The 13,577-nt window shown below is 66.4% G+C and carries 10 protein-coding genes; 7 read left to right on the top strand and 3 right to left on the bottom strand.

What is annotated here, in order from left to right; translation table 11 throughout:
- From glmS to IC66_RS0122305, 3 genes are all read left to right on the top strand, one after another.
- A partial coding sequence (glmS, locus tag IC66_RS0122315; protein WP_038949107.1) for a glutamine--fructose-6-phosphate transaminase (isomerizing) occupies positions 1-1,655 on the top strand: 1,655 nt, incomplete at its 5' end.
- Positions 1,656-1,739: 84 nt separating this feature from the next.
- The gene (locus IC66_RS0122310) at positions 1,740-2,510 is read left to right on the top strand and encodes a DUF502 domain-containing protein (protein WP_028144549.1); all 771 of its coding nucleotides are present in this window, start codon (positions 1,740-1,742) and stop codon (positions 2,508-2,510) included.
- 104 nt (positions 2,511-2,614) lie between these two features.
- On the top strand, positions 2,615-3,472 hold the full coding sequence (locus IC66_RS0122305) for an NAD(P)-dependent oxidoreductase (RefSeq protein WP_038949106.1): 858 nt from the start codon (positions 2,615-2,617) through the stop codon (positions 3,470-3,472).
- A 97-nt stretch (positions 3,473-3,569) separates the two neighbouring features.
- On the opposite strand, the gene recG is transcribed toward IC66_RS0122305, so the two are convergent.
- Positions 3,570-5,678 (bottom strand): ATP-dependent DNA helicase RecG, encoded by a 2,109-nt coding sequence (gene recG, locus IC66_RS0122300; RefSeq protein WP_038949105.1) that lies wholly within the window; start codon positions 5,676-5,678, stop codon positions 3,570-3,572.
- A gap of 185 nt (positions 5,679-5,863) precedes the next feature.
- Here recG and IC66_RS0122295 point away from each other — a divergent pair, with 185 nt between their 5' ends.
- The 4 genes from IC66_RS0122295 (at position 5,864) to IC66_RS0122275 (ending at position 10,740) form a co-directional block, all read left to right on the top strand.
- Entirely contained in the window at positions 5,864-6,154 is a 291-nt protein-coding gene (locus tag IC66_RS0122295) for an FAD assembly factor SdhE (protein ID WP_038949104.1), read from the top strand.
- Positions 6,151-9,669, top strand: a complete 3,519-nt coding sequence (gene mfd, locus IC66_RS0122290; RefSeq protein ID WP_038949102.1) for a transcription-repair coupling factor — start codon at positions 6,151-6,153, stop codon at positions 9,667-9,669. The genes IC66_RS0122295 and mfd overlap by 4 nt, the downstream gene beginning before the upstream one ends.
- A gap of 250 nt (positions 9,670-9,919) precedes the next feature.
- Positions 9,920-10,129, top strand: coding sequence for a cold-shock protein (locus IC66_RS0122280; protein ID WP_028144554.1), 210 nt, complete (start codon positions 9,920-9,922; stop codon positions 10,127-10,129).
- Between the two features lie 374 nt (positions 10,130-10,503).
- Entirely contained in the window at positions 10,504-10,740 is a 237-nt protein-coding gene (locus IC66_RS0122275; protein ID WP_038949101.1) for a hypothetical protein, read from the top strand.
- 24 nt (positions 10,741-10,764) lie between these two features.
- Here IC66_RS0122275 and IC66_RS0122270 read toward each other — a convergent pair whose 3' ends face one another.
- Together IC66_RS0122270 and IC66_RS0122265 are read right to left on the bottom strand one after the other, a co-directional pair.
- Complete coding sequence (locus IC66_RS0122270; RefSeq protein ID WP_038949100.1) at positions 10,765-11,988, bottom strand: hypothetical protein; 1,224 nt, start codon at positions 11,986-11,988, stop codon at positions 10,765-10,767.
- Positions 11,989-12,074: 86 nt separating this feature from the next.
- Entirely contained in the window at positions 12,075-13,577 is a 1,503-nt protein-coding gene (locus tag IC66_RS0122265; protein ID WP_038949098.1) for a class I adenylate-forming enzyme family protein, read from the bottom strand.

The raw sequence follows: 13,577 nt of genomic DNA, 5'->3' as shown, positions 1-13,577 counted from the left end.
TGGAAGCCGAGCCGCTCCAGGGCACCACCGGCATCGGCCATACCCGCTGGGCCACCCACGGCAAGCCCACCGTCAACAACGCCCATCCGCACGCGACCGAGCGCGTCGCCGTGGTCCACAACGGCATCATCGAGAATTTCCGCGAGCTGCGCGAGGAGCTCGAGAAGAAGGGCACGGTGTTCCACACCGAGACCGACACCGAGATCGTGCTGCACCTGGTCGACGATTTGCTCACGCGCGGCAACAAGCCGGTCGAAGCCGTCAAGCTGGCGCTGGGGCGACTCCGCGGCGCCTTCGCGCTCGGCTTCATCTTCGCCGGCGACGGCGACCTGATGATCGGCGCCCGCAACGGGCCGCCGCTGGCGATCGGCTATGGCGACGGCGAGATGTATCTCGGCTCGGACGCTATCGCGCTCGGCCCGTTCACCGACACGATCAGCTATCTCGAAGATGGCGACTGGGTCGTGTTGACGCGCAAGAGCGCGTCGATTTTCGACAAGGACGGCAATGCCGTCCAGCGCGACAAGATCAAGCATGCCGCCTCGACTTCGCTCGTCGACAAGGCGAACTATCGCCACTTCATGGCGAAGGAGATCCACGAGCAGCCGGAAGTGGTCGGCCACACGCTGGCGCGATACGTCGACATGGCAACCGAGCGTGTCGCGCTGCCGGTCAAGCTGCCGTTCGACTTCAAGAACATTCAGCGCATCAACATTACGGCGTGCGGCACCGCGAGCTATGCCGGCTACGTCGCAAAATACTGGTTCGAGCGCTTTGCGCGCGTGCCGGTCGAGGTCGATGTCGCCTCCGAATTCCGCTACCGCGAGGCGCCCTTGCGCAAGGGCGATCTCGCCATCTTCATCTCGCAGTCCGGCGAGACCGCCGACACCCTGGCGGCACTGCGCTATGCCAAGGCCGAGGGCGTGCACACGGTCGCCGTCGTCAACGTGCCGACCTCGACGATCGCGCGCGAGAGCGAGACCGTGCTGCAGACGCTCGCGGGCCCCGAGATCGGCGTCGCCTCGACCAAGGCCTTCACCTGTCAGCTCATGGTGCTCGCAAACCTCGCGATCGCGGCCGGCAAGGCGCGCGGCGAATTGTCCGACGAGGATGAGACCAAGCTGGTCCATGGCCTCGTCGAGGTCCCGCGCCTGATGGCGGATGCGCTCACCACCGAGCTGCAGATCGAAAAGCTCGCGCACAGGATCGCCAAGTCGCGCGACGTGCTCTATCTCGGCCGCGGCACCAGCTTCCCGCTTGCGCTCGAAGGCGCGCTGAAGCTGAAGGAGATCTCCTACATCCACGCCGAGGGGTATGCTGCCGGCGAGCTCAAGCACGGGCCGATCGCGCTGATCGACGAGACGATGCCTGTCGTCGTCATCGCGCCTTACGACCGGGTGTTCGAAAAGACGGTCTCCAACATGCAGGAGGTCGCCGCGCGCGGCGGCAACATCATCCTGATGACGGACGCGAAGGGTGCGGAAGAGGCGACCGTGGAGTCCCTCGTCACCATCGTCATGCCCGACATGGCGGCGGCCTTCACCCCGATGGTCTATGCCGTTCCCGTGCAGCTGCTCGCCTATCACACGGCTGTCGTCATGGGGACCGACGTCGACCAGCCTCGCAACCTCGCGAAATCGGTGACCGTGGAATAGGCAGAAGGGATATCAGTCGGTCGCGGTCTTCCAAAACCTGCTAGAAGACCCTAGCTTGTGTGCTGCGACCGACCAGGAACCCGAATGACCCCCCGCGACGACGCGCCTGCGCCTCTTGATCCTCTCCCGGAACCGCATACCGGCCTGATGGGCCGCTTCCGCAACTATTTTCTGACTGGCCTCGTGGTGACGGGCCCAATCGCCATCACCCTGTATCTGGTCTGGTGGTTCGTGACCTGGGTCGACGGCGTGGTGCGGCCGTTCGTGCCGCTGGCCTACCGGCCCGAAACCTATTTGCCGTACGTCATTCCCGGCTGGGGATTGGTCGTCGCATTTTTCACGCTGACGCTGGTCGGATTCCTCGCCGCCAACCTGATCGGCCGGACGCTGGTCGATGTCGGCGAGACCTTCCTCGGCCGGATCCCGGCCGTGCGCGCCATCTATCGCGGCCTGAAGCAGGTGTTCGAGACGCTGTTCTCGGGCAAGGGCTCGAGCTTCCGCAAAGTCGGGCTGGTCGAGTTTCCCTCGCCAGGCATGTGGTCGATCGTGCTGATCTCGCAATCGCCGAATGAAGAGGTCGCGCGCAGCCTGCCGGGGCAGGAGGAGCATGTCTCCGTGTTCCTGCCGTGCTCGCCGAACCCGACCACCGGATTCTTCTTCTACGTGCCCAAGAGCAAGATCGTCGAAGTCGACATGAGCACCGAAGACGCCGCGACCTTGATCATGTCGGCCGGCGTGGTGCAGCCGGGCTCGGCACCCGATCCGAAAAAGGCCGCCGCGCTCGCGGGCATGGCGAATGCCGCGCGCATCGCCAACGCCTCGGCGCTTCGGCCCGAGCCTGCGAAGGTGGAGTAGGGCCATTCCCTTGCGGGATGGCCGCAGTCACGCGCGCGTTCGCATCCTCTGATATCCTCCGGTTCACCTGAGCGCCTCGCTCGGAATTCGATCTGGAGTACATGATGTCCAAGACCATTGCGATCCTCGCGCCCGGCGCCATGGGCAGCGCCGTCGCCCGCCGCCTCAGTGAGCACGGCGCGCGCGTGCTGACGTCTTTGGACGGGCGGAGCGAGGCGACGCGGAAACGCGCGGCAGATGCCGGCATGGTCGGCGCCGATGACAATCAAATTGCGAGCGCCGACATCATCCTCTCGATCGTGCCGCCGGGAAAAGCCGTTGCGCTGGCTGAGCGGCTGGCCGCGCTGATCGTCAGGCGCGAGAAGAAGCCAATCGTGGTCGATTGTAACGCCGTCAACGTCGATACCGTGCAGAGAATTGAGGAGATCATCGGCTCGGCGCAGGCGCCGTTCGTCGATGGCGGCATCATCGGCTTTCCGCCGCAGCCCGGCGGCAAGAGCCCGGCCTTCTACATGTCCGGCGCATACGCCAAGGACGTCGCGGCGCTGAAGGAGTTCGGCCTGGACGTGCGCATTGTGGAGGGGCCTGTCGGCGCGGCGTCCGCCCTGAAAATGTCCTACGCCGGCATCGTCAAGGGTCTCGCCGGCATCGGCTCGGCCATGGTGATCGCGGCAACGAAAGCGGGCGCTGCGGACGCGTTGCGTGACGAACTGGCGCTGAGCCAGCCCGCGATCCTGGCGCGGCTCGAGGTCGCGCTGCCTGACATGATCCCGAAAGCGTATCGCTGGGTCGCGGAGATGCGGGAGATTTCCGGATTCCTCGGCCCGGATCATCCGGCCAGCCAGATCTATGAGGGCTTTGCGAGATGGTTCGAGCATCTCGCCGAGGATGCAAATGGTGAGGCGGCGGATGCCGCGCTGATGAAGGCGTTCGCTGCGGGGATCGCGCAGAAGAAAGCCTAGTCGCTCCCGCGAGCCGGTTTGCTTCAGATGTAAAGGTCTCTCTCCACACGAGGGGGAGTCTCCGCGAGTCCCTTTGCGACGATCTTTGCGGAAGCCCTCAGCCCGCGCCGATCAGCGGGATCGCCTCGTCGCGCTCATACAGATACAGCAGGCACCGCAGCGCCTCGCCGCGCTCGCCCTTCAGCTTTGGATCGTCCTTGAGGATGCGAAGCGCCTCGTCGCGCGCCTGGGTGATGAGCTGGCCGTGGACCTCCGAGCGCGCGATGCGGTAGCCGGGCAGGCCGCTCTGGCGCACGCCAAGCACGTCGCCTTCGCCGCGCAGCTTCAAATCCTCCTCGGCGATACGAAAACCGTCGGTGGTCTCCCGGATCACCTTCAGCCGCGCCTTCGACATCTCGCCGAGCGGCTCGGAGTAGAGCAGCAGGCAGGTCGAGGCCTCCGAGCCGCGTCCGATCCGGCCGCGCAGCTGGTGCAGCTGGGCGAGGCCAAAACGCTCGGCATTCTCGATCACCATGATGGTCGCCGCCGGCACATCGACGCCGACCTCGACCACGGTGGTCGCGACCAGCAGGCCGATCTCGTGGGCGGCGAACTGGCCCATCACGCGGTCCTTCTCGGTGCCCTTCATCTGGCCGTGCACGAGCCCGACGCGCTCGCCGAACCGCTTCTGCAGGCTCTCGAAACGCTTCGTCGCGTTGGTGAGGTGCTCGGTGCCTTCGGCCTCGGATTCCTCGACCAGCGGGCAGATCCAGTAAACCAGCTTGCCCGCCTGCAGCGCGCGGCCGATGCTGTCTGTGACTTCGGCGAGGCGGCTGATCGATATGGTGCGGGTTTCGATCGGCTGGCGGCCGGCCGGCTTTTCGCGCAGCTCGGAAATGTCCATGTCGCCGAAATAGGTCAGCACCAGCGTGCGCGGGATCGGCGTCGCGCTCAGCACCAGCACGTCGACCGCTTCGCCCTTGGACGTGAGCGCGAGGCGTTCGCGCACGCCGAAGCGGTGCTGCTCGTCGACGATGGCGAGGGCGAGATCATGGAAGATCACGTCGTCCTGAATCAGGGCGTGGGTGCCGACCAGGAGGTCGATCTCTCCGGCTTCGAGCTGCGCCAGCAATTCACGCCGCTCCTTGCCCTTTTCACGGCCGGTGAGGATCGCAACCCGCATGCCGGCGCGCTCGGCGAGCGGGGCGATGGTCTTGATGTGCTGGCGCGCCAGGATTTCGGTCGGTGCCATCAGCGCGGCCTGCTTGCCGACCTCCGTGACGGCCGCGGCCGCGAGCAGCGCGACCACGGTCTTGCCGGAGCCGACGTCGCCCTGGAGCAGGCGCAACATGCGCACGGGCTGTTGCAGATCGCTGGCGATCGCCGCGGCTGCGTCACGCTGGGACAGCGTCAATGCATAGGGCAGGGCGTCGATGATCTTGTTGCGGAGGTGCCCGTCGCCGGCATTGCGCACGCCGGCCGGGCGGCGGAGCTGCGCGCGGATCAAAGCGAGCGCGAGCTGGCCGGCCAGGAGCTCGTCAAAGGCGAGTCGCGACCAGAACGGCTGATCGGGCAGGATGTCCGTCAGCTCGACCGGCTGGTGCACACGGTTGAGCGCCTCGGTGATCGCAGGAAAATTGCAGCGGCGCATCACCTCCGGGCTGATCCACTCCGGCAAAGCCGGCAGCTTCTGCAGCGCCTGCGCGATCGCGCGGCGGAGTGAGCCGAGCGCCAGACCCTCCGTCAGCGGATAGACCGGGTCGATGCCGGAGAGCTTTGCGATCGCCTCCTCGTCCAGCACGCGGTCGGGATGCACCATCTGCGGGATGCCGTCGTACATCTGCAGCGTGCCGGAGACGAACCGCTTCTCCCCCATTGGCAGCAGTTTTTCGACATAGCCGGGCTTGGCGCGGAAGAAGGTCAGCACGACGTCGCCGGTGTCGTCGCTGGCATAGACCAGATAGGGTGCGCGCGCGTTGCGCGGTGGAGGGGGGCGATGGCGGTCGACGGTGACCTCCAGCGTCACCATGGTTCCGACCGCGGCGTCGCGGATCTTCGGCCGGGCGCGGCGGTCGATGACCTGGCTCGGCAGATGCAGCAGCAGGTCGACCAGCCGCGGCGTCTCGCTGCGGCTGAGCAAATATTGCAGCAGCTTGTCCTGCTTCGGACCGACGCCGGGCAGGCTGGTCACGGGAGCAAACAGCGGATTGAGCAGGCTGGGGCGCATGGATGCGAATCTAGGATCGTTTCGGCCCGTCATGCCCGGCTTTATGCCGGGCATCCACGGCTTTTTTCGCGGCCGCACCCGGGCGGCAGGCTTGCCAAATCGAGGGGCTGACACGGCCACCCCGAATGGCTATATCAGCCCCGCCCGGCACGTCCGGGCTTTCTGCGTTTGACTGGATTTGAGACATGACGGGAACGACACGATCGAGCAGCGGGCTGGACGACCGCCGCAAGCGGCTTTTGTTCCGCTGCTGGCACCGCGGCACGCGCGAGATGGACCTGATCCTCGGCCGCTTTGCGGATGCCGAGATCGGCAATCTGTCCGAGCCTGAATTGACCGAGCTCGAGGCCCTGCTCGAGGTCAACGATCCCGATCTCTATGCCGCCATCACCGGTGACAAGGTGCTGCCGGCCGATGTGACCGGTGCGCTGTTTGCCCGCATCAAGGCCTATCCGATCGCGGACCGCGACGCATGAAGCAGGGAATGAAATCTCCGGCCGAGCTGCTAGCGCCCGGCCGTGTGCTGACGCTTGCCAATGTCGCGGAAGGCGCCGAAGGCCTGGTCGTCTCCGATCTCGCCCGCGCCATCGCGGCGCGGCCGAAGAAGCCGGCCGTCAGCCTTGCCGTGGTCTGCCGCGACGGTCCGCGCATGCAGCAGCTCGAACGCGCGCTGCAGTTCTTCGCGCCCGATCTGCCGGTGCTCCAGTTCCCGGCCTGGGACTGCCAGCCCTATGACCGCGTCTCGCCGCATGGCGGCATTTTGGCACAACGCCTGACCACGCTGGCGCGGCTGGCCTCGCTGACCGGCAGCGACAAGCCGCTGATCGTGCTGACCACGGTGAATGCGATCGTGCAGCGCGTGCCGGCGCGTGAACTCGTCGCGGCGCAGGCGCTGTCGGTCGCGCCCGGCAACGTCGTGCCGATGGACACCATCGTCGCCTGGCTCGAGCACAATGGTTACAACCGTTCCTCGACCGTGCGTGAGCCCGGTGAATACGCCGTGCGCGGCGGCATCCTCGATCTGTTTCCGGCCGGCCTCGAGCAGCCGGTGCGCTTCGACTTCTTCGGCGACAGCCTGGAATCGATCCGCACCTTCGATGCCGAGACCCAGCGCACGCTGCTTGACATGCGCTCGCTCGACTTCGTGCCGATCTCGGAATTCCAGCTCGTCACCGACACCATCCGCCGTTTCCGCATGGGCTATGTCGCCGAGTTCGGCGCGCCCGAGCGCGACGATGCGCTGTACGAGGCCGTCAGCGAAGGCCGCCGCCATCCCGGCATGGAGCACTGGCTGCCGCTGTTCCAGGACCGGATGGACACGCTGTTCGATTATCTGCAAGGCGCGCCCATCGCGATCGAGCCGCAGGCCGAGGACGCCGTCCGCGAGCGATTCAAGCAGATCCAGGACTATTACGAGGCCCGCCGCGATGCCATGGAGCATCCCGGCGGCGGCGCCATCTACAAGCCGCTGCCGCCGGACCGGCTCTATCTGACCGGCGAGGAATGGACCAGGCGCGAGAGCGACATGCCGCTGCTGCGGCTGACACAGTTCTCGGTTCCGGCTGACGGGACCAGTGTCATCGACGCCGGTGCCCGCAAGGGCCGTGACTTCGCGCCGGAACGCAACGACACCACGGTCAACGTATTCGAGTCCGTGGTCAGCCACGTCATGGCGCTGCACGCCCAGCGCAAGAAGGTCGTGATCGCGCTCTGGAGCGAGGGCTCACGCGACCGCATGACTTCGATGCTGCGCGACCACAAGCTGGCCCACACCACCAGCGTCAACAGCTGGCGGACGGTGCAGGCGACCCCGCGCAACGAGACCATGCTCGCGGTGCTCGGCCTCGAAAGCGGTTTCGAGACCGATGAGATCGCGCTGATCAGCGAGCAGGACATCCTTGGCGATCGCCTGGTGCGGCCGCGCAAGGCCAGCCGCAAGCTCGACAATTTCATCTCGGAGATCACGAGCCTTGCCGCGGGCGACATCGTCGTCCACGTCGACCACGGCATCGGCCGCTTCGTCGGCCTCCAGACCCTCGACGTCGCCGGCGCGCCGCATGACTGTCTCGAGCTGCATTATGCCGCCGAGACAAAGCTGTTCCTGCCGGTCGAGAACATCGAGCTGCTGTCGCGCTACGGCTCCGACCAGACCACGGTCGAGCTCGATCGCCTCGGCGGCGGCGGCTGGCAGACCCGCAAGGCAAAACTCAAGAACCGCATCCGCGAGATCGCGGGCGAGCTGATCAAGATCGCCGCCGCGCGCCATTTGCACGAGGCGCCCAAGCTGCCGGTGCAACCGGGCCTGTACGACGAGTTCTGCGCGCGCTTCCCGTATGACGAGACTGAGGACCAGCTAGGGGCGATCGAATCCACGCTGAAGGATCTCGAACTCGGCCGTCCCATGGACCGGCTGATCTGCGGCGACGTCGGTTTCGGCAAGACCGAGGTGGCGTTGCGCGCGGCCTTTGCCGTCGCGCTCGAAGGCAAGCAGGTCGCCGTGGTGGTGCCGACCACGCTGCTCGCGCGCCAGCACGCGAAGACCTTCACCGAGCGCTTCAAGGGCTTTCCAGTGAACGTGGCGCAGGCTTCGCGGCTGGTCGCGACCAAGGAGCTCAATCTGGTCAAGAAGGGCATCGCCGACGGTTCGGTCGACATCGTCGTCGGCACTCATGCACTGCTCGGCAAGGCCATCAAATTCCGCGACCTCGGCCTCGTCATCGTCGACGAGGAGCAGCACTTTGGCGTGACCCACAAGGAGCGGCTGAAGGCGCTGCGCTCCGAGGTGCACGTGCTGACGCTGTCGGCAACCCCGATTCCGCGCACGCTGCAGCTGGCGCTGACCGGGGTTCGCGAGCTCTCGATCATCGCATCGCCCCCGGTTGATCGCCTCGCGGTGCGCACCTTCGTCGCTCCGCATGATCCGCTGATGATCCGCGAGGCGCTGCTGCGCGAGCGCTACCGCGGCGGCCAGGCGTTCTACGTGGTGCCGCGCATCGACGACCTCGCCGAGGTCAAGGATTTCCTCGACAAGAACGTGCCGGAGATGAAGGTCGCGGTCGCGCACGGCCAGATGCCGCCTGCTGTGATCGAAGACATCATGACCGCGTTCTACGACGGCAAGTTCGACATCCTGCTGTCGACCACGATCGTCGAGTCCGGCCTCGACATCCCCAACGCCAACACGCTGATCGTGCACCGCGCCGACATGTTCGGGCTCGCCCAGCTCTATCAGCTGCGCGGCCGCGTCGGCCGCTCCAAGCTGCGTGCGTATGCGCTGTTCACGCTGCCGGCGCAGCAGAAGATCACCGCGCAGGCCGAGCGCCGGCTCACGGTGCTGCAATCGCTGGAGACGCTGGGCGCAGGCTTCCAGCTCGCCTCGCACGACCTCGACATCCGCGGCGCCGGCAATCTGCTCGGCGAGGAGCAGTCCGGCCATATCAAGGAGGTCGGCTTCGAGCTCTACCAGTCGATGCTGGAGGAGGCGATCGTCAACCTCAAGGCCGGCGTCTCCGAGCCCGCCGCCGACCGCTGGTCGCCGTCGATCACCATCGGCATGCCCGTGCTCATTCCGGAGGATTATGTCGGCGATCTCTCGGTGCGGCTGTCGCTGTACCGGCGTCTGGCCGATCTCGACACCGAGGAGGAGATCGAGAATTTTGGCGCCGAGATGCGCGATCGCTTCGGCGTGCTGCCGGACGAGGTGCGCTACCTCTTCAAGGTGGCCGCGATCAAGGCGTTCTGCCGCCGCGCCAATGTCGGGAAGATCGATGCCGGCCCGAAGGGCGCCGTCATCGCCTTCCGCGACAATTCCTTCGCCCATCCCGATCGTCTGGTGAGCTTCATCCGCAGCTACGGCCAGGCCGCCAAGGTGCGGCCCGATATGAAGGTGGTGTTCCTGCAGGATTGGGAGACGCCGGAAGAGCGTCTCGTTGGGACGACGGAGATCATGCGCCAGCTGGCGCAGCTCGCGGAAAGCAAGAAGGCGGCGTGAGGCGCTGTGATATCTGCAGAGGCGATGCGGCTTGAATCGTTGCGCGGCCTCTGGATCCGAAGACAATGACGTATGGTCACTTGCGGAATGACCGAGCAGTATCTATATCCAAATGATCGAGTTTCGGCCGAACGACTTGGCCTCGCCGCTTTCAAGCGCGCCTGACTGACGACCCTCCCTCCAGATCTCGACGACATCGACCGCGCTTTTGAGCGTGGCCAAACGCTTATCTATCGTAAAGGACGACCCCATGACGACGGGAACTGTGAAGTGGTTTAACAGCCAAAAGGGTTTCGGATTCATTCAGCCCGACCAGGGCAGCCAGGATGTGTTCGTTCATATCAGCGCCGTTGAACGCGCCGGCATGAATACCCTCAACGAAGGGCAGAAGGTTTCATTCGAAATCGTTGCAGACCGCCGGACCGGCAAGTCTGCTGCTGAAGATCTGCGCGCCGCATAGGCTGTCGCAATCGACATGACGTTGCTTTGACCACGGATGTACTGGCAGAGCTTCGGATCTCTTGACCCGCGACCGTTCACCGGCCGCGGGTTTTTTGCACCGGTTACCGCCTGATCGCGAATGCGAATGGTGGCGTTTCGCGCGAAAATACCCATATAGACTTCATGACCAATTGGCAGAAGTCGACCACGCGACAAGCACCCAAGACCAAGGCAGAGCTCCGCCTGATGCTGACCGAAGCGGTCCGCAATACGCAACCGAGCCTCGAGTCAGAGCGAAGATTGAAAGCCAGGAAGATCGCGGCCGGGACGGCTCGCGCCGATCCAGCCTCCGGGGTCGCCTTACCGGTTCGCTAAGCCGCGAGAAGGAGCAGCATGCGCAAGCTTCCCCAGCCCACCGAGCAAGAGCTTCGGGAGGGCCCTCAGGCGGTGTCCTTCCAGATCGCGAACGGGAACACGCGGCAGAGCTGTATTCTTCAAACAAATTTCCCGACCAAGGCGCAGGCGCAGAGATACCTTCTGGCGAACTGGCCGGCCGTCGAGAAGATGGCGCGCGACGCGCTCGCGATGGGGACCGTCGAGGACGGCCAGATCAAGCTCATGATGGTTTGAGCGATCGAGCCGTGCCGGCGGATGCTACGATGCCGCCCGCGACGCATCCGCCGACAGCCGCCCCAGCAGCGACCTTGCCGTATCCGACGGCGACAGCGAATCCACGCTGACCACGGGCTCGCTGCGCATCTCGTGCTTGCCGTTGGAGGTGTGCCGCATCACCGCCGAGAGGCGGCGGGCGATCATGTGGGCGGTACGGAAGTCGGTTTCCGCGAACACGACGATGACCGAGCCGTCCTTCTGCGCCGCGCCGAAATCCATCTGCCGCATCAGCCGGCTAAGGATCCGGGCGGCATCGAGCTGGGCGCGGGAATTGCCGGGGTCGAAGGCGAAGCGTGCGACCGACAAACCACCGCCGCGGGCGAGCGTCTGCTCGACCGCCTTGGAAAAGTCGCGGGCGAAGGCTTCCACGGTGAGCAGGCCGCTGCGCGGATCGAGCCAGCCGCCGGCATCGATCGAGCGCAGCGTGCGGCTCAATTGTGCTTCCATCGCATGCTGGCGGATCAGGGGCAGCGCATTGGCCGCGACGTTCGCCGGCTCGCCCGGGATCAGCTCGAGATTGGGCAGGTCGTAGGTCTGTGTCAGCTGGTGCGCGGTGACGACGACGGGCAGGCTGCGGAAGCGGGTGTCCTCGGCGAGCACGGTGAGAAAGGCGTCGGTGACGCGCGCGGTAAAACCTTCGGCGAGCACGACGCCGTCGAGGTCACGGGTGTTGAGATGTTTCGCGGCGGCCTCGATCGAGAGCGCGCCGACGACGCCGGCACGTTCGCCGAGCGCGACGGAGAGCGCGGGATAGGCCGAGCCGCGGCCGATCAGGAGCACGGTGGCATCGCGGGCGGGATCGCCTTGCGGCAGCGCGACCTTCACTTCCGGCAGCCGGCGCAGCACCGTGGCATGCAGGGTGCGCACGCGCAGAGCGGCGCGAAGGCGCGCGATCAGGCGGTCGGAATTGCCGCCGCGCGAGGAGAACGGCAGGGCGTTGTGGGGCAGCGTGCCTGCAGCATCGAGGGCCACGAAAGGAAGGTAGAGCGACTGGTCGGCGATCTTCTTGGCGAGCGGCGTAATATGCGGCTCATGACCGCCGGACATCTGGGCGAGAACCGCGGCCGGCTGGACCTGCTCGACCGCGCGCGCTGCGCTGGCCCAGTCGGTGTCGACGACGGGAAAGAGCCGGGCCTCGTCCAGCGCCGCAATGAAGGGCGGCCGCTCGGCATTGGACACAAACAGGATCGGGCCCGCCTGGGACATTCGCAAAACTCTGATCACGCGACAGATGCCCCGCAATCTAGTTTGGCCGCCTTAATGCAGCGTCAACGTACCAGGCGAAACCGCGCCTAGCCGGGGCCGGAACGGTCGCGAAAAGCTTCGACCATCAGGGGGTTAAGCCCGAGCTCGCTGAGCGCCTCGCGGGCCCGGGTATTGTCCTGCGCGCGTCCGGCCAGCCGGTGGCCGGAAAGCCGGTCGGGCAGCGCGGTGAGCAGGGCGCCCTGGCCGAGCCGGCGAGCCCATTCCTGAAGGTCGTTGGAGAGGAAGCGGTAGCCGCCGACGGCCATGATGCCGGAGGGGGGCGCGGTGATGCAGATCGCGCCGCTCGGACGGTCGAGCCGGGCGGCATAGCCGGTGTCGACATAATCGCGCGGCGGCTGTGCGATCAGCGTGTCGCCGACCGGCTGCGGCGGGGCATAGGCCGCGATCGGCACCATCGCGCCTCGCAGGCCGAGCGTGCCCTTCGGCGTCAGCAGGATCTCGCCCGCAATGGACGAGCCGGATTGCTCGCGCGGGGCGCCGTGCGGCCCGGGCATCACCGCAACGGGCATACCGTCCTCGCCGCGGCGGGCGCCGAACAGCCCGGCCTCGCCGAACAGGTAGACGTCGGTCAGCGGGGCATGGGGCGCGATCCAGGCATCGCTCGCCGCCACCTGCTCGGGCGCGCGCCACAGGCCGATGACATTGCGCAAGGTCGGCATCCGCGCCGCCAGGTCGGCATCGCCAAGACGCAGCGCGAGCTGCGCCGGCGCGATCAGCACCTCGCATTCATGCTCGTTGATCTGCTGCTCCAGCACCTCGTTCTCGAACGGATGATGCAGCGCCAGCGCGCCGCCGGAGAGCAGCCACACCGCGAGCGAGGAGGCGAGCCCTGCGAACGACATCGGCGTGAACGCCGCCATCACGGTCGCGCCCTGCCTGATGTCGGCTTCCAGCGACATCGCAAGCCCGCCGGCGATCAGGCTGAAATGCGGCCGCGGCACCGGGCGAAAGCCTTCGGCCGTGACGTCGAAGGAGATCATCGCCGCCTTGCGGCCGTCCTGAATCACGGCGCGCGTGGTGCCGGGCGGGCGGGCCAGCACCTCGTCGAGCGAAGCCATGCCTTCCGGTAGATCGGTGCCGAAGCCGCAGACGTGACGGATCGAGAAGGCTTCCGCGGCCGCATGCATCGCCAGATCGGCATAGCTGACGCCGTCGACCGTGCTCATGGTGACGATGGCGCGCGCCGCGGTGCGGTTCAGCGCGGCGGTCAGTTCCGCGTGCCGCCAGAGCAGCGGCAGCACCGCGACGACGAGGCCGGCGCGATGGGCGGCGAGCACGGTGAACACGAACTCGACCGTGGCAGGCAATTGGATCGCGATGACGGAATTGGCCGGCAGGCCTGATTCGACGAAATAAGCCGACAGCGCCTCGATGGCCGTGTCGGCTTCGGCATAGGTCATCCGCCGCGGCTGGTGCCCGGTCACGCGGGCCTTGTTGAGGGGATCAAGCAGGGCGGGCGCGTGCGGCTGCCGGATCAGCGTGCGCTGAAACAACGTGTCGAGCGTCGGCGATACGGCTGGCTGGTTCAC

Source organism: Bradyrhizobium genomosp. III (assembly GCF_000261705.1).
GTDB classification, from domain to species: domain Bacteria; phylum Pseudomonadota; class Alphaproteobacteria; order Rhizobiales; family Xanthobacteraceae; genus Bradyrhizobium; species Bradyrhizobium ottawaense.
The sequence above is the reverse complement of the archived record's forward strand: the minus strand, read 5'-3'. Positions and strand labels throughout refer to the sequence as shown.

Coding starts and splice junctions, on each gene's coding strand:
- IC66_RS0122280 (WP_028144554.1), top strand. CDS start 9,920: ATGACGACGGGAACTGTGAAGTGGTTTAACAGCCAAAAGGGTTTCGGA.
- recG (WP_038949105.1), bottom strand. CDS start 5,678: ATGCGCCCCAGCCTGCTCAATCCGCTGTTTGCTCCCGTGACCAGCCTG.
- IC66_RS0122270 (WP_038949100.1), bottom strand. CDS start 11,988: ATGTCCCAGGCGGGCCCGATCCTGTTTGTGTCCAATGCCGAGCGGCCG.
- IC66_RS0122305 (WP_038949106.1), top strand. CDS start 2,615: ATGTCCAAGACCATTGCGATCCTCGCGCCCGGCGCCATGGGCAGCGCC.
- mfd (WP_038949102.1), top strand. CDS start 6,151: ATGAAGCAGGGAATGAAATCTCCGGCCGAGCTGCTAGCGCCCGGCCGT.
- IC66_RS0122275 (WP_038949101.1), top strand. CDS start 10,504: ATGCGCAAGCTTCCCCAGCCCACCGAGCAAGAGCTTCGGGAGGGCCCT.
- IC66_RS0122310 (WP_028144549.1), top strand. CDS start 1,740: ATGACCCCCCGCGACGACGCGCCTGCGCCTCTTGATCCTCTCCCGGAA.
- IC66_RS0122295 (WP_038949104.1), top strand. CDS start 5,864: ATGACGGGAACGACACGATCGAGCAGCGGGCTGGACGACCGCCGCAAG.